This window comes from Nocardia sp. NPDC005825 (assembly GCF_040630175.1).
Taxonomy (GTDB): Bacteria; Actinomycetota; Actinomycetes; order Mycobacteriales; family Mycobacteriaceae; genus Nocardia.
Genome location: NZ_JBEXXC010000006.1, coordinates 113,455 through 131,703, shown reverse-complemented (window position 1 = coordinate 131,703; position 18,249 = coordinate 113,455). Strand labels below are relative to the sequence as shown.

The 18,249-nt window shown below is 72.2% G+C and carries 12 protein-coding genes; 8 read left to right on the top strand and 4 right to left on the bottom strand.

Annotation, left to right across the window (positions count from 1 at the left end):
* Positions 1-19: 19 nt before the first annotated feature.
* The 4 genes from ABZ382_RS18410 (at position 20) to ABZ382_RS18395 (ending at position 7,637) form a co-directional block, all read left to right on the top strand.
* Positions 20-490 (top strand): hypothetical protein, encoded by a 471-nt coding sequence (locus ABZ382_RS18410; RefSeq protein WP_357090229.1) that lies wholly within the window; start codon positions 20-22, stop codon positions 488-490.
* Positions 487-2,124 (top strand): hypothetical protein, encoded by a 1,638-nt coding sequence (locus ABZ382_RS18405; RefSeq protein WP_357090227.1) that lies wholly within the window; start codon positions 487-489, stop codon positions 2,122-2,124. The genes ABZ382_RS18410 and ABZ382_RS18405 overlap by 4 nt, the downstream gene beginning before the upstream one ends.
* Positions 2,121-4,358: a serine/threonine-protein kinase gene (locus ABZ382_RS18400; protein WP_357090225.1), complete on the top strand. Its 2,238-nt coding sequence runs from the start codon at positions 2,121-2,123 to the stop codon at positions 4,356-4,358. Before ABZ382_RS18405 ends, ABZ382_RS18400 begins: the two co-directional genes overlap by 4 nt.
* Before the next feature lie 177 nt (positions 4,359-4,535).
* Entirely contained in the window at positions 4,536-7,637 is a 3,102-nt protein-coding gene (locus ABZ382_RS18395; RefSeq protein ID WP_357090223.1) for an FAD-dependent oxidoreductase, read from the top strand.
* 3 nt (positions 7,638-7,640) lie between these two features.
* On the opposite strand, the gene ABZ382_RS18390 is transcribed toward ABZ382_RS18395, so the two are convergent.
* The gene (locus tag ABZ382_RS18390) at positions 7,641-9,047 is read right to left on the bottom strand and encodes an FHA domain-containing protein (protein WP_357090221.1); all 1,407 of its coding nucleotides are present in this window, start codon (positions 9,045-9,047) and stop codon (positions 7,641-7,643) included.
* Positions 9,048-9,290: 243 nt separating this feature from the next.
* On the opposite strand from ABZ382_RS18390, the gene ABZ382_RS18385 reads away from it, so the two are divergent.
* A complete protein-coding gene (locus tag ABZ382_RS18385) occupies positions 9,291-9,701 on the top strand; it encodes a hypothetical protein (protein ID WP_357090219.1) in 411 nt (136 codons plus the stop codon).
* A 26-nt stretch (positions 9,702-9,727) separates the two neighbouring features.
* Here ABZ382_RS18385 and ABZ382_RS18380 read toward each other — a convergent pair whose 3' ends face one another.
* Both ABZ382_RS18380 and ABZ382_RS18375 read right to left on the bottom strand, forming a co-directional pair.
* Positions 9,728-11,266 (bottom strand): glycerol-3-phosphate dehydrogenase/oxidase, encoded by a 1,539-nt coding sequence (locus ABZ382_RS18380; protein WP_357090217.1) that lies wholly within the window; start codon positions 11,264-11,266, stop codon positions 9,728-9,730.
* A gap of 38 nt (positions 11,267-11,304) precedes the next feature.
* The gene (locus tag ABZ382_RS18375) at positions 11,305-11,907 is read right to left on the bottom strand and encodes a TetR/AcrR family transcriptional regulator (protein WP_357090215.1); all 603 of its coding nucleotides are present in this window, start codon (positions 11,905-11,907) and stop codon (positions 11,305-11,307) included.
* A 128-nt stretch (positions 11,908-12,035) separates the two neighbouring features.
* On the opposite strand from ABZ382_RS18375, the gene ABZ382_RS18370 reads away from it, so the two are divergent.
* Entirely contained in the window at positions 12,036-13,604 is a 1,569-nt protein-coding gene (locus tag ABZ382_RS18370) for an FAD-binding oxidoreductase (protein ID WP_357090729.1), read from the top strand.
* The gene (locus tag ABZ382_RS18365) at positions 13,601-14,527 is read left to right on the top strand and encodes a YegS/Rv2252/BmrU family lipid kinase (protein ID WP_357090213.1); all 927 of its coding nucleotides are present in this window, start codon (positions 13,601-13,603) and stop codon (positions 14,525-14,527) included. Before ABZ382_RS18370 ends, ABZ382_RS18365 begins: the two co-directional genes overlap by 4 nt.
* 50 nt (positions 14,528-14,577) lie before the next feature.
* On the opposite strand, the gene ABZ382_RS18360 is transcribed toward ABZ382_RS18365, so the two are convergent.
* Entirely contained in the window at positions 14,578-15,216 is a 639-nt protein-coding gene (locus ABZ382_RS18360; RefSeq protein ID WP_357090211.1) for a class I SAM-dependent methyltransferase, read from the bottom strand.
* Positions 15,217-15,532: 316 nt separating this feature from the next.
* Here ABZ382_RS18360 and ABZ382_RS18355 point away from each other — a divergent pair, with 316 nt between their 5' ends.
* The gene (locus ABZ382_RS18355) at positions 15,533-18,226 is read left to right on the top strand and encodes a valine--tRNA ligase (protein WP_357090210.1); all 2,694 of its coding nucleotides are present in this window, start codon (positions 15,533-15,535) and stop codon (positions 18,224-18,226) included.
* Positions 18,227-18,249 lie beyond the last annotated feature (23 nt).

Below are 18,249 nucleotides of genomic sequence, written 5' to 3'. Positions count from 1 at the left end.
TCCGCCGCCGATCACCTCGGTGACGACCGCCGTACCGCCGCCGCCCACGACAACCACCACACCGCCGCCGACGACCGACACCACACCGCCGACCACCGAGACCAAGCCGCCTGTGGCCCCGCAGGTTTCCGGATTGCAGCTGAATCCGCCCGCGGTCCCGCCCGGCGCGCCCGTGGTGGCCAGTGGCAGCGGCTGTGATCCCGGTGCGGCGGTGCGGCTTTCGATCGGCGGGGCCGCCGCGGCCGACACCACCGCCGGCGCGGACGGCGGGTTCCAGGCCACGCTCACCACCGGCGGCACCGAGATCGGTCAGCACGAGGTCACCGCCGAGTGCGGCAAGAAACTGGCCGCGCCCCTGGACATCGTGCTGGTCAGTCAGGTCGGCGGCGGCGCGGCGACCATGACGGTGCTGGTGTTCTTCCTGCTCATCGGCGGCTGGTTCTACGGCCACCGGATGATCTCCCATCTCCCGGCACGGAGGCCCCGATGAACGAACGCACCGCACCGCCGCTCACCGCGCGCGGTGCCCGAAGCATGCGGGGACCGGGCCGGGCGGTGTACGCCGGGCTGGCCGCGGTCGTCTTCGCCGTCGCCGCACTACTGTTCGCGGCCCCGCCCGCGAGCGCGGCGGGCGGGGTCAGCGCGACGGCCACGCTGGACGGGCGGGCCATCGGCGGCGCGGACGCCGGGAATCCGGTGCGGCTGGATCCCGAGAAGGTGTCCCTGGTCGTCGTCGAGGTGACCAACAAGTCGTCCGGTTCGGTGTCGATCCGGCGGGTCGACCTCGCCGGGCACGTGCTGGGACTGAACTTCTACTCCTATTCCACGACAGTCGAATTGACGGTGGGGGCGGGCAAGACCGAGAAGCTCACCTACCGGCTGGATCCGGCCGGACTGGACGGGCAGGCGACCGGGCTGATCGGCTCCGACCTGACCCTGATCGGCCAGGACGGCAAGCCGTTGGCCTCCCTGCACACCGTCGTCGACGTGCGCGGGTCCCTGGCTTCGGTGTACGGACTGTTCGGGATCATCATCGCGGTACTGACCGGTCTCGCTATAGCCGACGCGGCCTTGACCGTTGCGCGCCACCGGCTCTCGGCCAATCGCTGGCAGCGCGGGCTGCGGCTGCTCGCGCCCGGCATCGGCATCGGGCTGATGATCGGGTTCACCGGGTCGGTGGCCCGGTGGTGGGTGCCGGGGACCGTGCTGTGGTTGTCGCTGGCCGGGGTGCTGGCGGCCGTGTTCTTCCTGGCCGGGTACCTCTCGCCCACGCCACGGCAATCCGATGATCTCGGGCTGGATCCCGAAGATCTCGCCGCCGCACAGGAACTCGATGCCCGCGGCTTCCCCGCCGGGTCCGGCTCACCCCTCGGTATCGGAGCGCCTGTCGGGCTCGGCGCGCCGCAGGGCGGGGCGCCACGCGGCTTGGGCGTGCCGTTCGGCGGGCAGCCCGGGATGGGCACACCCCAGGCGAGCGGCGCGCCGATGCCGTTCCCCGGCCCGGTCGAACCGGCGCACGAGGCCGTGCCGGTGGGCCCGAATCCGCCCTACGGCGGCACGTTCCGCGACCTGAGGCCGGTCGGGCCGGGCGGCACCTATCCCGACCTCGATGTCCGGAACCAGCCGCCCAGTGCGGCAACGGAATTCGTGCCCTACGGGCCGGCCGGTTCCGGCACGGCGGCGCCGCCCGGACCGGGTGCGCCGCCCGGGTCGATGCGTGTCTTCCCGGGAGGTCCCGCCCCGGCGCCCACGCCCGATCCCGCCGCGTTCCGGAGCGGGGAGACGACCCGCATCTCGAAGTCCGGATTCGGCGGCGCGTACCCGGGCGGCGGGCCACTGGCATCCGCCATGCTGCCCGACACCGGCGAAAACGCCACCACCACGGTGCATTCCCCGCGGTCGGGTGGGCGGCCGGAGGTCGGCGCGGAGACGCTGCTGCCCTCGGGCGGGGCGCCCGCCGTCGGCGACCCCGGTGGCGGGACGGGTCCGGCCGGAACCGGCGAGCAGACCGCCGGGTATCCGGCGGGTGTGCAACGACCCGGCACGCCCGATCCCGACGACGAGCCGACGCTACGCGGTGATCCCGGCGGGAGCGGATTCCGGCCGGAGGGCGCGGGGAGATGAGCGCGGGGAATCTCAGCGACGCCGATGTGGCGCGCGTGCGGGCCGCGCTGCCCGGGTACGAGATCGGCGGGCAGATCGGGCGCGGCGGATGCGGGGTGGTGCTGGCGGGGGTGCATCGCGGACTGCACCGGCGGGTCGCCATCAAACAGATTCCGCCGCACTTCGCCGACGACATGCAGGTGCGGCGGCGCTTCGTCGACGAGGCGCGGGTGATGGCGGCGCTCGACCACCCGCACGTGGTGCCGGTCTACGACTACGTCGAACACGACGACCTGTGCCTGCTGGTCCTCGAATACCTGCCCGGCGGGACCGTCGAGAACCGGTTCGTCACCGCGGGATTCGAGGCCACCGCCGCGGTCGCGGTCGCCCTGTCCTGCGCGGCCGGACTGGACGCCGCGCACCGCATCGGTATCCTGCACCGCGACGTCAAACCCTCCAACCTGATGTTCGCGGCCAACGGTGCGCTCAAACTCACCGACTTCGGCATCGCCAAGATCGTCGGCGGCGAGGACACCCTGGTCACCAAGGCCGGGGAGATCATCGGCACCCCCTCCTACATCGCCCCCGAACAGGTTCGCGGCCAAGGGCTCTCCCCGGCCACCGACGTCTACGCCCTGGCCACCATGCTCTACCAGCTCCTCTCCGGCGTCCTGCCCTTCCCGACCGGATCCGACGCGCTGGCCCTGCTCTTCGCCCACGCCTACTCCGACCCCGTCCCCCTCACCGAGGTCGCCCCCTTCGTCCCCCACCCCATCGCCGAAGCCGTCATGCGCGGCCTCGCCTCCGACCCGGCCGAACGCTACGACACCGCCGAGACCTTCGGCATCGCCATCGCCGAAACCGCCGCCCACTTGTGGGGCACGAATTGGCTCACCCCCGTGGGCATCCCCGTCATCGGCGCCGACACCATCGTCGCCGCGGCCACCGGCACCCCCCGTTCGGGGCCCGCGCCCCACACCCCGCCTCCGATGCGCGGCCCCCACGGCCCCCACGGCCCCCACGGCCCCCTCACCCCACCGCCCGGCGACCGGATGCCGACCGGTCCGGGGATGCGAACCGGTCCGGGGACCACGCCCGGCACGGGATCAGCGCCCGGCCCGATGACGCCACCGCGAGCTGCGCGACCCGGACCCGGGAACCCGCCGCCGAACGCGCCGACGCGCGCCTCCGGATCCGGCCCGATAACGCCTGGGCCGCAGCCGATTCGGTCACCGCACCGGTCCGACGCCGACCGACGCTCCGCGCCCACGATGCGGGCCGGGCAGGGCCCAGGACCCGCGCCCGGAGGGGTTCCTCCCGCAGGTCATGGCGGGCCGAGGCCCGGGGGACCGGTTCCCGGGCCGGGAGGTGGCGGACGGACGGACGGCCGCGGGGCCGCGGGTCTCGGGTTCGGGCCCGGATCGACGCTGCCGATGGAACGGGTGCGGCCTCGGGAGCCGATCCAGCACGGTGGCGTGCGGTTGGTGGAGGTGGCGCGGGCGGATCTGGTGCCGGTGCAGCAGGTGGTGACCTTGCCGTCGCCGCGGGTTCCGTTCCTGGTGGCGGGGCTGCTGGCCGTGGTGACCGGCGGGGCCGCGGTGCTCGGGATCGGGGCCGTCGGGCGGGACGCGCCGCCGGTGGGGATGGTGCGGATCGGCGGGGTCGATCCGGCCGCCGGGACGGTGGTGCTGGATCTGTCCGAGCCGGTGCCGATCACGGTGTCGGGTGGGGCGGCCGACGGCGCGAAGCTGTCGGTGAATGTGCTCGGGCTGCGGGCCGGAGGCGGGGAGACGACGCTGGCCGGAGGCGCGGGGGAGGTGGCCGCGCCGGTGCACCGGTATGTGCTCGCCGGACGGCTGACCGGGGAATTGTCATTGTCCCGCAATGGGTCTCAGACGGCGGCCTACCGGTTCGGGGTGCGGACACGGCAGCCCGCGACCACCACGGCCACCGGGGTCGGGCTGGCGTTGCTGCTGTTGTTCGCGGCGGCCTACGCCGAATCGAACGCGCGGACGCTGCGGCGCGGGAGCGCCCGGTTCGCGTCGACCGTCGGACTGGCCATCAGTATGGGACTGCTGGGGGTGGCGGCCGTCGGTGCGGCGTGGGTGCTGCTCGGGCGGGAACCCACGCTGCTCAGCGTGATCGCCTGTGCCGCAGGCGGTGCGGCGACGGGACTGGCGCTCGCGACCGGATGCCGGCGGGTCGGGAAGCGGTACCGCTACGTGCGGGTGCAGCGACTACGGGAGCGCGCCTGACGGGCGCGGACCGGCGCGAACAGGCGCGGGCGCGGGACACAGCGCCGGGGCGGCTGATGACGACAGCGCCGCGGCGGCAATGACATACCGCCCCGACGGTAATGGTGAGCCCGGAAATCGGCGATATAGACACGAGCGCGGCGCGATCGGTGGCCGCGCCGGGGAAGGGGTGGGAGCATGGCTGGTCGGCCGGTCATCGAGATCCGCGAATGGGGACGGCCCGCGCGGCGGCGCATGCTGGACGGGCCCATCGTGTTCGGACGAGACGGCAGCCACGAGGTGCTCGCCGACGGCGGGGTGTCCCGGCAGCACCTGCGGCTGGTGCCCACACCGACCGCGCTGTCGGTGGTCGACCTGGGAAGCCGCAACGGCACCACCGTCAACGGGGTGGCGTTGACCGGGCGGCGCGAACTGATGACCGGCGACGTGGTGCGGCTGGGACGCTGCGAGATCCTGGTGCTGCACATGCCCACCGCCGAACCCGACGGCTTCGACGGATCCGAGACCGTGCTCGGGCCCTCCGGCGTGATTCCCCGGCCGCCCGGCGCGGAACCCACCCCGCCGCCCGGCTGGGTGGCGGTCGCCAACCGGGTCCTCGGCCTCGACCCGACCGGGCAGCGGAACCTGTTCCCCGCCTTCACCGAACTGCCCAGCCGGATCCCGCTGCGGGTCTGGCAGGGCGTGCGCGTGCTGAGCATCACCGCGTACCTGGCGTTGATCGTCACGCTGTTCGTGCGGCCGGCGGGCGGGCTGTTCGTCTTCTTCAAGATCGTGGTGCCGCTGCTGCCGGGGCTGTTCCTGATCGCACCGGGGTTGTGGCGCAACACCTGTCCGCTCGCCGCCACCAATCAGCTGCCCCGGCTGCTGCGCTTCACCCGCGGGGCCACGGCACCGGCCTGGTTGCAGCAGCGCGGGTATCTGATCGCGGTCGCCCTGTTCTTCGGCATCGCCGGATCCCGGGTGGCCGGACTCGATCGCAGCGGAATCGCCACCGGCATAGTGCTTTCCACGGTGCTGCTGGCCGCGTTCACCGGCGGCATCGCGTTCAAGGGCAAGAGCGGGTGGTGCTCCAGCATCTGCCCGCTGTTCCCCTTGCAGCGCGCCTACGGGCAGACGCCGTTCGTCACCATCGCCAACAACCACTGCCGGCCGTGCCTGGGCTGCGCCAAGAACTGCTTCGACTTCAAACCGCGCGCCGCCTACCAGGCCGACATGGCCGACCCGGATCCCGGCTGGAGCGCGCCGCGCAAACTGTTCGCCGCCGCGCTGCCCGGATTCGTCCTCGGATTCATGGTGCTGGCCGGGTATCCGGGTGTCGCTGTGCCGCAACGGTATCTGGCGCTCGGGGCGGCCGTGCTGGTCGCGGTGGGCGTCTACTTCGCGGTCGAGGCGCTGACCGGGGTGAGCGCGGCCGTGCTGTCGGCGGTGTACGCGGCGATCGCGTTGAACGGCTTCTACTGGTTCGCGGGGCCGGTGCTGCTCGGGGCGTTCACCACCGTCACCGGTATCGGGGGCGTGGCCTGGCTGCACTGGCCGATCAGCCTCTTCGTCCTGGCGGCGACGCTGCTGTTCCTGGCTCGCGCCCGGGTCGGTGAACTCCAGTACGCACTCACCACCGGGGCGCGCACCGCACCGGTGCTGCTGCCGTTCCCGCGCCCGCGCGAGGCCGAGAAGGCAACGGCCCCAGGCGCTTCGGTGGAGTTCGACGGCCGCGCCGTGGCCGCCGAGATCGGTGTCAGCCTGCTCGATCTGGCCGAGAAGGCGAACCTGCCGCTGGAGTCGGGCTGCCGCATGGGCGTCTGCGGCGCGGACCCGGTCGCCATCCTCGAGGGCGGCGAGAAACTGTGCGCACCGACCGGTGACGAGCAGAACACCCTGCGCCGACTGGGATTCGCCGACAACACCCGCATGGCCTGCTGCGCGCGGATCACCGAAGGCGGAGTGCGCGTCTCGCTCACCCCGCAGCCCGGCCGCGCCACCGGCGACCGGCCCGCCCATTTCGACCGCTCCCTGGTGAGCCTGGTCGTCATCGGCACCGGCATCGCGGGCGTCACCGCCGCCGACTTCCTGCGCCGCGGCCACCCGGACTGCGAGATCCACCTGGTCGGGCGGGAATCCCACGACTTCTACAACCGCATGGGCATCTCCCGGCTCATCCCCGGCCGCTCCGCCATGCAGGGGCTGTACCTGCAACCCGAGCAGTGGTACGAGGATCACCGGATCACGCCGTGGCTCAATACCCTTGTCACACACCTGGATCCGCGTGCGCAACGAGTGCACCTCGGTACCGGTGATGTGCTGCCCTACGACCGGCTGATCCTGGCCACCGGCGCGTCCGCCGCGCTGCCCGGGATCGAGGGCCTGCACCGGCCGGGCAGTTTCGTGCTTCGGGAAGCCGGGGACGCGCTCGACATCCGGGCCTATGCCCAGCAGCGGTCGTGTACCCGTGCCGTGGTCGCGGGCGGCGGCCTGCTCGGACTCGAGGCGGCGTACGCGCTGCACCAGCTGGGCTTGCGGGTCACCGTGCTGGAGCGCGGTTCCCGCCTGCTGAGCAAGCAGCTCGACGCGCGCGCCTCCGCCATGGTCGCCGACCACCTCACCCGGGCGCAGATCGAAGTCCGGTACCGGGCCGAAACAGCCTCGCTGACAGGAGATTCCAGTACCAGTGGGACCCGCGGCTCGAGTGGATCCGCGGCCGACCGGCACCGGGCGGCCCCGGTACGCGGTGTCGTTCTGAAAGACGGCACCGTCCTGCCCTGCGAGGTCTTCCTCGCCGCCACCGGCATCAAACCCAACACCGATCTAGCCGTGCGAGCCGGAATCCCTTGCCGTCGAGGCATTCTCGTGGACGACCGGATGCGTACCGCCGCGCCCAACGTGTACGCCGCCGGGGACGTCGCCGAACACCGCGACCGCGTCCTGGGCCTGTGGCCCATCGCGGCCGAACAGGCGCAGGCCGCCGCCGTCAACGCGCTCGGCGGACAGCAGGTGCTCACCGCGGAGACACCCGCGACCATCCTCAAAGGCGTCGGCCTGGAACTGTTCGGCATCGGCCGGGTCGAACCCGAGCAGCACGACGAGGTGATCGTCGTCGACGGGTCGCCGCGGCCCTCCTACCGGCGCCTGATCCTGTCCCAGGGCCGGGTGGTCGGCGCGATCGTCCTCGGCCACCACCCGACCGACGTGGCCGCCGCCCAACAGGCCGTCCGTGCCCGCCTCGCGATCCCGCCGAACGCCCGCAACGCCCTCCAGCGCGGGGACTGGTCAGCGCTGCAATGAGATTCACGCCGTGCGGTAGGTGAGAACCCGCTCGCCGATCCGCAGGCTCCAGCCCACCTTCAACTCCATCGGCTGCTGACCCACCCGAACCCAGTCCGCCGCACCGGGCGCCGCCACATAGGTGCCGCCCGGTGTGCCCGCGTCGCGCACGAACACCTGGCCCTTCTCGACGAACACGCGCGCGTGCACCCGGGACACATGCCGGTCGCGCGCGATCACGATGGGCGAGGCCACCGCTCGCCGCACCGCCTCGTCGATCATCGGATCGCGCCCGATCACATAGGGGCGATCCAGCGGATAGGTCTCACCCTCCGCGCTCGTGAGCGACGCGCCCGGACCCGCCAGCGTGGACGTGGACGGCGGACCGCCCGCCGCCCGCGTCTCGGCGACCTCGGGCTCCGGCACGTAGGCCGCCGTCGGCGGCTGCTCTTCCGGAACCGGGCGATCGTCCCGCCGCTCGGCGGGCTGCGACGGGGCCGCGGGCTTCTTCGTCATGTCCGGGCCGCCGGCTCGCGGAGTCGTCGCCGCATTCCGGGGGTGGATCGGCCCGGATGTGGGCATCGAATCGGCCGCCGGCGGGGAAACCGCCTGCCCGCGATCGGCTTCCACGCCCGCGGAGGGGGCGGGGGTGGAACCGGTCTGCGACTGCGTGGGTGTGACACGTCGGGTCACGTCCACATTCGGTCCTGGACCTGGCCCCTGCGCGTGCGGGGTGGGTGGCGCGGCGGCGTGCTGGGTGGGAGGCGGTGTGGACCCGTGCTGGATGGCAGGAGGTGCCGCCGGACCGGACGCGACGAACGGACCCGACGGGTGTTGTGTCGCCGGGCCGGATGTGGCCGGGGGACGCTGATCGGGGGCGCGGTTGTGCGGGGGAGCGGAGTCCGGTGCGGGAGCGTGCGCCGCCTTCGCGGGTGAGTCGCCGCGCTGGGAAGGAAGTCCGGAGGCGGGCGCGTGCAGGACCACGCCGCCGCCGGGCACGACGCCCGCGCGCAGGTCGCTGTGCGGGATCTCGCCCGTCGCGCCGTCGGCGGACAGGGTGAGGCGGCGGACCGGGTCCTGAATGATCTCGTCGGCCCAGGTCATGGCGCGTTGGCCGGAGAGGACGCGATGACCCTCGGGGCCGTCGACGGTGGCGGTGACCGAGCCGCGCAGCAGGATCAGGATGCCGCCCGCGGTGGGGGCGACCACGCCGAAGGCCGGGGGCTGGGCGGTGCTGCTGGTGAAGACGGTGGCGGCCAGGCGCTGGGCGATGGCCATGCCGGGGTCGGCCGCGCCCGCGGCGGTCTCGGCCGCGCCGAGGATGCGGTCCATGGACGGGCTCTCGCCGTGCAGGACGATCACCACGTTTCCGAACCGGGCGACCAGTCCGGCCCCAGGTATCACCCCGACCCTCATCGGAATCCGACCCATCCGCGCCTCCCTCTGCCCGCGCCTCTCCCCGCGCTCGGAACATCGCAGCCAAGCATATGACCGTTCCGCACTCGTGCCTATGGCCGGACCACAGCCGCGTATCCGGCAGCTCCACAGCCCGCTCGCGGCGACACGTGATCGGGCGGATCGCGGCAATGCGGCCCGAAGCGGCAATCCGGGGGCCAGGATCGAGGCATCGTGCCGGGGCAGTCGGCCCCGGCGGCACCCGATGAGGACCGAACCATGACGGGCTCGATCATCAGGACCACCACCGCCTCCGCGGCCACCCTCGCCACCGTCGCCGCGCTCGCCGCACTGGCCGCCCCCGCCGCGGCCACCGGCACCCGGGTCGGCATCGATCCGGGCATCAGCTTCGGCCCGGCCACCAACTACGGGACCGGTTGCTCCTACGACATCGACGGGATCGTCGACGACCCGGTCACCCCGGTCGTGTTCTACGACAACAGCGTTCCCTTCGCCGTCGCCAACCCCTCCGGCTCGCTGGCACAGGCCCGCTGGACGCCCACCACGCCCGGACCGCACCGGCTCCAGATCTGGCAGCGCCACGCCGGGTCCCCGGACGTCTTCCCCTACGTCGACATCCAGGTGGGCACCGGACTGCCGACGGGCTCGGGCTGCGCCGTCACCGGCTGATCGCCGCGCCGGACGGCGGCCGGGAACTACAGGACGGCGGCCAGCGCGGCCGGTTCGGCGGCCTTGCGGTCGGTGTCGACCAGGCCGATCCGGGTGCGGCGGTCGAGCAGATCGGATTCGTCCAGCGCGCCCTCATGGCTGACCGCGTAAGCGAATTCGGCCCCGGTGACATCCATGCCGGGGGCGACCTCCGCCGCCAGTGTCGGATGCTGCCGCGACAATTCCAGCACCGCGGCCGCCTCGCTGCCGTAGCGCTCGACCAGCCGCGGCGGGGCCTCGATGGCGTCGCGCGCCGCACCGGAGACCGCGCCCACCAGCGGCAGCGCGCGCGTGCGGCACGGCCCGGCGGCGAGCCGCGCGTGCCCGACGGCCGCGTCCACGGCGTCCTCGGCCATCTTCCGGTAGGTGGTGAGCTTGCCGCCGACCACGGTGATCACGCCGGTGGGGGAGGTCAGCACCGCGTGCTCGCGGGAGATGTCGGCGGTGCTGTCGTCGCCGGTGCGCAGCAGCGGCCGCAGGCCCGCGAAGCTGCCGCGGATATCGCTGCGGCGCAACGGCTCCCGCAGCACGGTGTTGACGGTGTCGAGCAGGAAGTCGATCTCGCCGTCGGTGGCGTGCGGGACGTCCGGCACCGGGCCGGGCGCCTCCTCGTCGGTGAGGCCCAGGTACACGCGGTTGTGCGCGGCCGGGAACGCGAAGATGAAACGGCTGGTGCTGCCCGGGATCGGCACGGTCAGCGAGGCGGTCAGGCCGCCGAACGCGGCCGCGTCGAACACCAGGTGGGTGCCGCGCGAGGGCCGCAACTCGATGCTCGGATCCACCTGATCGGCCCACACGCCGGTGGCGTTCACCACCGAACGCGCTGTCACGGACAGGGTTTCACCGGTCAGCGTGTCCCGCAGCGTGGCCGAGGTGCCGGTGACGTCGACGGCCTCGACCCGGGTCAGCACCGTCGCGCCCTCCCGCGCCGCGGTGCGGGCGATGGCCACCACCAGTCGCGCGTCGTCCACCAATTGCCCGTCCCAGGCCAGCAATCCGCCGCGCAGCCCGGACCGCCGCACCGTCGGGGCCAGCCGCAGCGCCTCCGCGGCCGCCACCCGTCGCGAGCGCGGCAGCACCGCCGCCGGCGTCCCGGCGGTCCGGCGCAGCACGTCACCGGCCAGGAATCCGGTGCGCACCAGCAGCTTCTGCGCCGTGCCGATACTCGGCAGCAGCGGCACCACCTGCGGCAGCGCCCGGGTCAGGTGCGGGGCGGTGCGGGTGAGCAGGATGTCGCGTTCGACCGCGCTCTCGTGCGCGATCCCGACGCCGCCGCTGGCCAGATACCGCAGCCCGCCGTGCACCAGCTTGGAACTCCAGCGGCTGGTGCCGAACGCGAAGTCGTGCTTCTCCACCAGGACCGTGCGCAGCCCGCGCGCCGCCGCGTCCAGCGCCACACCGACACCGGTGATGCCGCCGCCGATCACCAGCAGGTCGATCGCGGACCCGTCGCCCAGCGCGGTCAGCTCCCGCTGCCGTCGCTCGCGATTGAGCGCGGAATGGGACGGAGCCGGATTGCTGGTCATATCAGGGCCTTTCGATGCGGTGTCGATCGCCGGACGCGTTATCGCGGTCCGGAGTCGCCGGGGGCGGGTGCGAGGTAGCCGTGCAGGGCGTGGGTCAGTTCGGCGTCGAGGTGGTCGCTGTCGACCACCACGGCGAAGGCGGACGCGGACTGGACCGCGGATTGGGCGATGAGCAGGAGCATGGCGGCCAGGTGCGCCGGATCGCCGTCGCGAATCGAGTTGTCGGCCTGGCCTTCCCGGATGCCTCCGGCGAACAGGTCGATCAGGGCGCGCTGGTTGCGGCCCAGGCGTTCGAAGACGTAGGTCTGCATGACGTCGGCGTCGGCGCGGAAGATCTTGGCGAACAGCGGGTTCCGCCGGATCATGGAGCCGCCGCCGACGATCGCGCCGACCAGGCGCTCGCGGCCGGTGCCGGTGCTGGGGGCGGTGTCGGCGATGATCTCGCGCAGCTCCCGCACCAGCAGGTCGGCCACCAGGGAACCGGTGTCTGCCCAGCGCCGGTAGACGGTGGGCCGGCTGACGCCCGCGCGGCGGGCCACCTCGGTCAGGGTGGTGCGCCGGACCCCGAATTCGGCCACGCAGGCGCGCGCCGCGTCCAGGATCGCCCGGTCGACGGCGGAAGATGGTTCGGTAGAGCTCATGGTTGCCACCATGGGAGAGTAGTTGCCGTTACTGCTTGACATTCTATGTCACACTGTAACGCATGGTCGACACACAAGCAGCTTCCGCATCCACTGCGAACCCGGGCGAGCCGCAGCTCCGCCCGAGTATGGTGTGGGACGCCTGGGGCTCCCCGGCCGGACACAAACCACTGTCCGAGCAGATCCGGGGACTGCTCACGCAGGTTTTCGGGGTGTCCGGCGAACCGGTGACCCGTCGCGATGAGGGCGACGTGCCGCTGCGCGCCTCCGCGCTCACCCCGGACCAGCACGCCGGGCTCGTCGCGGTGGTCGGAGCCGAGCACCTCTCCATCGACCACCGCGACCGGCTGCTCCGCGCCGGCGGCAAATCCACCCCCGACCTGCTGCGCCGCCGCGCCGACGGGGAACAGGACGCGCCCGACGCCGTCGTCTTCCCCGCCGATCACGACCAGGTCCTCGCGGTCCTGCGGTACTGCGCCGCCAATGCCATCGCGGTCGTCCCCTTCGGTGGCGGCACCAGCGTCGTCGGCGGCCTCGACCCCGCGCGCGGCGGCTTCGGCGCCGTCCTCGCCCTCGACCTGCGCCGCCTCGACACCCTCACCGACGTCGACCCGATCAGCGGCACCGCCACCCTCGGCGCGGGCCTGTCCGGTCCGCAGGCCGAGGAACTGCTTGCCCGCCACGGCCTTTCGCTCGGCCACTTCCCGCAGAGCTTCGAATACGCCACCATCGGCGGCTTCGCGGCCACCCGGTCCTCGGGCCAGGCCTCCGCCGGGTACGGGCGCTTCGACGACATGATCCAGCGCCTCCGGATCGCCACCCCCGCGGGCGATCTCGACCTGGGCCGCGCCCCCGCCTCCGCCGCCGGACCCGATCTGCGCGAACTGTTCTCCGGCTCCGAGGGCGCGCTCGGCATCATCACCGAGGTCACCCTGCGCGTGCACCCGATCCCCGAGACCACCGGCTACCAGGCCTGGTCCTTCCCCGACTTCACCACCGGCGCCAACGCCCTGCGCGCGGTCATCCAGGCCGGGGCCGCCCCGACCGTCATGCGGCTGTCCGACGAGGCCGAGACCGGCCTGAACCTGGCGCGCGCCGGGAACATCGGCGGCGCGGCCGTCGGCGGCTGCCTCGCCGTCACCACCTTCGAGGGCACCGCCGCGCACGTGACCGCCCGCAGCACCGAGGCCGCCGCCCTGCTGGCCGCCGCCGGCGGCACCGCGCTGGGCGAGAGCCCGGCCGAGGAATGGGAGCACGGCCGCTTCGCCGCCCCCTACCTGCGGGACGCGCTGCTGGACGTGGGCGTGCTGTGCGAGACCCTGGAAACCGCCACCACCTGGAGCAATCTCGCCAACCTGAAGGAGCGGGTGACCACGGCGCTGGTCGACGCGCTCGGACAGCCGGCCCTGGTCATGTGCCACATCTCGCACACCTACCCGACCGGCGCCTCGCTGTACTTCACCATCGTCGCCAAGCAGGCCGAGGACCCGATCGCGGGCTGGGCCGTGGCCAAGAAGGCCGCGGGCGACGCCATCGTGGCCGCCGGCGGCACCATCACCCACCACCACGCCGTCGGCGCGGATCACCGCCCGTGGATGACCGACGAGGTCGGTGACCTGGGCGTCCAGGTGCTGCGCGCGGTCAAGCAGGCCGTCGACCCCACCGGAATCCTCAACCCTGGGAAGCTGATTCCGTGAGAACCATCCGCTCCATCGCCCTGGTGACCAACCCGCTGTCCGGGCACGGCAAGGGCGCCACGGTCGCCGTCGAGGCGGCCAACCGGTTCGCCGAGTTCGGCGTCCAGGTCACCGAGATCCTCGGCGACTCCGCCGCCGACAGCGAGCGGCTGGTCCGCAAGGCCCTGGCCGACCCGGACGCCCGCCCCGACGCCGTCGTCGCCGCGGGCGGTGACGGACTGGTCGGCGTGGTGCTGCAGGCCCTGGTCGGCACCGGCGTCCCGCTGGGTCTGATCCCCGGCGGCACCGGCAACGACCTGGCCCGCGAACTCGGCGTCCCCGACGACACCGCCGCCGCGGTGGCCACCATCCTGGACGGCCGCACCCGCGCCATCGACCTCGGCACCGTCGAGACCGAGGAGTCGGGCCGGGCCATCTGGTTCGCCACCGTCACCGGCACCGGCCTGGACGCCCGGGTCACCCTGCGCGCCAACGCCTTGCGCTGGCCCAACGGCCCGATGCGCTACACCGTCGCCGCCCTGCTCGAACTCGCGGGCAAGCTCGCGGTGCCGTACCGCATCGAACTGACCGGTTCTCCCGACCACCCGGACGGCACGGTCCTCGAACTCGACGCGGTCATGGTGGCGGTCGGCAACACCCGCACCTACGGCGGCGGCATGCTCATCACCCCCGACGCGAAGATCGACGACGGCCTGCTCGACCTCACCGTCGTCGGCGCCATGTCCCGCCTGGACATGCTGCGCCTGCTCCCCACCCTGTCCTCCGGCAAGCGCATCGACCACCCGGCCGCGGTCCAGTACCAGGCCCGTGAGATCCGCCTCACCGCCCCCGGCGCACCCGCCACCGCGGACGGCGACCCGGCCGGTCTCCTCCCGGCGCTCTTTCGCGCCCACCCCGGTGTACTGGACGTCCTCGTCCCCTGAACCGTGCACACTGGTGCCCCACGTCGAAAGGCGTGGGGCGCCAGTCGTATTCAGGCCGGGCGGGCGATGAGCAGGTAGCCCGTCATCGGCCTGTTGGTGACCTCGCGCTGATCGACCGTGAGGCCGGCCCGCTCCAGGGCCGCACGGATCTCGGCGACCGGGCGCAGCGTGAATCCGTAAGAAGTGAACGGCATTTTCGCCATTGCGTCCGGGTCGCCGATGCCGATCACCAAGCGGCCCTTGGGCTTCAGGACGCGAGCCAGCTCGGCGCAGGCCGCGTCCAGCTCGGGCACGAAATAGATGGTGTTGCAGGTGATTACGGCGTCCAGTGAGTCGTCGGCCAGGGGGAGCTGGGTCAGCGATCCTTCGACCAGGCGCAATCGGTTGGAGGACACGTCGGCCGAGTACTCGGCGCGGGCCCGGGACAGCATGTCCGCGGAGAGTTCGACGCCGGTCACGGTGCCGGTGGTGCCGACCCGGCCCAGCAGCAGCGTGAGGCCGAGACCGCCGCCGAAGCCGATATCGGCGGCCGCGTCGGTGGGGGTGACCTCGGCGGCGGTGACCGCGCCTTCGATCAGGGGGCGGTTGCTGCGGTTGAGCATGCGGGCGACCCCCTTTCCGAGGAGGCCGCTGGGGTGGCCCAGCTGGCCGGCGACCGTCGACATCAACCGTGTGACAATCGGATTCATGGATTTCAGGCTACCGGTCGGTTGCCTCGAAAAGGCCGTGTGACGACACGGCAACGACTCCGGTCACGACGCGGGAACAATGTGTCCGACACAACGTGAATGCAACGAAACCTGGTCTACCCTGGCCCATTTGGGTGAGAACCTGAGAATTGGCCAAGGATCCGGGGGAATGCGCCGAAACGACGGTAGGCTGGCCATCGAGGGCGGGGCTTTCGGTGTCCCTCATCCACCGAGAGCCCCGCCCTTCGGCTATCCAAAATCACCCCTGGGAAAAACCCGGTCGTTGGGCGATAATCCCAGCCCTTAGAATCACACGGTGACCAGCGCAGCCTCTGAGAACCCGCGTAATCGTGCCGATGCCCTCCCCAAGAGCTGGAACCCCAGCGACGTCGAGGCCGACCTGTACGAGCGCTGGGTAGGCGCCGGTTACTTCACCGCCGACCCGGGCAGCGCCAAGCCCGCGTACTCCATCGTGCTGCCTCCGCCGAACGTCACCGGCACCCTGCACATGGGCCACGCCCTCGACCACACCCTCATGGACCTGCTGACCCGCCGCAAGCGCATGCAGGGCTTCGAGGTGCTGTGGCTGCCCGGCATGGACCACGCCGGCATCGCCACCCAGACCGTGGTGGAGAAGCAACTCGCCGTCGACGGCAAGACCAAGGAAGACTTCGGCCGCGAACTGTTCGTCGACAAGGTCTGGGACTGGAAGCGCGAATCCGGCGGCCAGATCCAGGGCCAGATGCGCCGCCTCGGCGACGGCGTCGACTGGAGCCGCGACCGCTTCACCATGGACGACGGGCTGTCCCGCGCCGTGCAGACCATCTTCAAGCGCCTCTACGACGCGGGCCTCATCTACCGCGCCGAACGCCTGGTGAACTGGTCGCCGGTGCTCAAGACCGGCATCTCCGACCTCGAGGTGGACCACAAGGAAGTCGAGGGCGAGCTCGTCTCGCTGCGCTACGGCTCCCTGAACGACGACGAGCCGCACGTGATCGTCGCCACCACCCGCGTGGAGACCATGCTCGGCGACACCGCCGTCGCGGTGCACCCCGACGACGAGCGCTACCAGGCACTCATCGGCACCACCGTGTACCACCCGATCACCGGCCGTCAGATCCCGATCGTGGCCGACGACTACGTGGACCCCGAGTTCGGCTCCGGCGCGGTCAAGATCACCCCGGCGCACGACCCCAACGACTTCGAGCTCGGCCTGCGCCACAACCTGCCCATGCCGACCATCATGGACGTCACCGGCAAGATCGCCGACAGCGGAACCGAATTCGACGGCATGGACCGCTTCGAGGCCCGGGTCAAGATCCGCGAGCGGCTCGAGTCGGAGGGCCGCGTGGTCGGCCGCAAGTACCCCTACATCCACCAGGTCGGCCACTCCGAGCGCTCCGGCGAACCCATCGAACCCCGCCTGTCCATGCAGTGGTGGGTCAAGGTCGAGGGCATCGCCAAGGCCGCCGGCGACGCTGTCCGCAACGGCGACGTGCAGATCCACCCGGCCAGCCAGGAACCGCGCTGGTTCGAGTGGGTCGACAACATGCACGACTGGAACATCTCCCGTCAGCTGTGGTGGGGCCACCGCATCCCGATCTGGTACGGCCCCGAGGGCGAGATCGTCTGCGTCGGCCCCGACGAGCAGGCCCCCGAGGGCTACGTCCAGGACCCCGACGTGCTCGACACCTGGTTCTCCTCGGGCCTGTGGCCCTTCTCCACCATGGGCTGGCCCGACTCCACCGAGGAACTGCGCAAGTTCTACCCGACCAGCGTGCTGGTCACCGGCTACGACATCCTCTTCTTCTGGGTCGCCCGGATGATGATGTTCGGCATGTTCGTCTCCGACGATCCGGTGCTCACCGCGGGCAAGGACGCCAAGCAGGTCCCGTTCCAGGATGTGTTCCTGCACGGCCTGATTCGCGACGAGCACGGCAAGAAGATGTCGAAGTCGCGCGGCAACGGCATCGACCCGCTGGACTGGATCGAGGAGTACGGCGCCGACGCCACCCGCTTCACCCTGGCCCGCGGCGCCCAGCCCGGCGGCGACCTCTCGGTCGGCACCGCGCACGTCACCGCCTCGCGCAGCTTCATCACCAAGCTGTTCAACGCCACCAAGTTCGCGCTCATGAACGGTGCGCAGCCGGGCGAACTGCCCGCCCGCGACACCCTCACCGACAGCGACCTGTGGATCCTGGACCGCCTCGACGAGGTCATCGCCGAGGTCGACGGCGCCCTGGACCGCTACGAGTTCAGCAAGGCGCTCGAAGGGCTGTACCACTTCGCGTGGGACGAATTCTGCAGCTGGTACCTGGAATTGGCGAAGGTTCAGTTCGCCGACTCCGAGGAGCGCGCCGCCAGCACCCGCGTCGTGCTCGGCACCGTCCTCGACGCCGTGCTGCGCCTGCTGCACCCGGCCGTCCCGTTCGTCACCGAGACCCTGTGGCAGGCCCTCACCGACGGCGCGGAGGGCGAGTCCATCGTCATCTCCTCCTGGCCGGCCGTCTCCGGCGCGACCGCCGACGCCGCGGCCGCCCGCCGCGTCGCCGACACCCAGAAGCTGATCACCGAGATCCGCCGCTTCCGCGCCGACCAGGGCCTGTCCGACAGCCAGAAGGTGGCGGCCAAGCTGATCGGCATCGACACCGTCGACCTGCTCGCCCAGGAAGCCGGCATCGCCAACCTGGCCAAGCTCACCGCCGCCGGTGACGACTTCGCCGCCACCGCGTCGCTGGAGGTGCGCCTGTCCGCCGCCACCGTGACCGTCGAGATCGACACCTCCGGCACCGTCGACCTCGACGCCGAGCGCCGCCGCCTGGAGAAGGACCTCGCCGCCGCGCAGAAGGAGCTCGCCGGCACCAACGGCAAGCTCGGCAACGAGGCCTTCCTGGCCAAGGCCCCCGACGAGGTGGTCGCGAAGATCAAGGCGCGCAAGGAGATCGCCGAGGGCGACGTCGAGCGCGTCACCGCACGCCTGGCCGAGATCGCCAAGCTGGCCGCCAAGTGAACGACGAACCGGAGCGTCAGTAC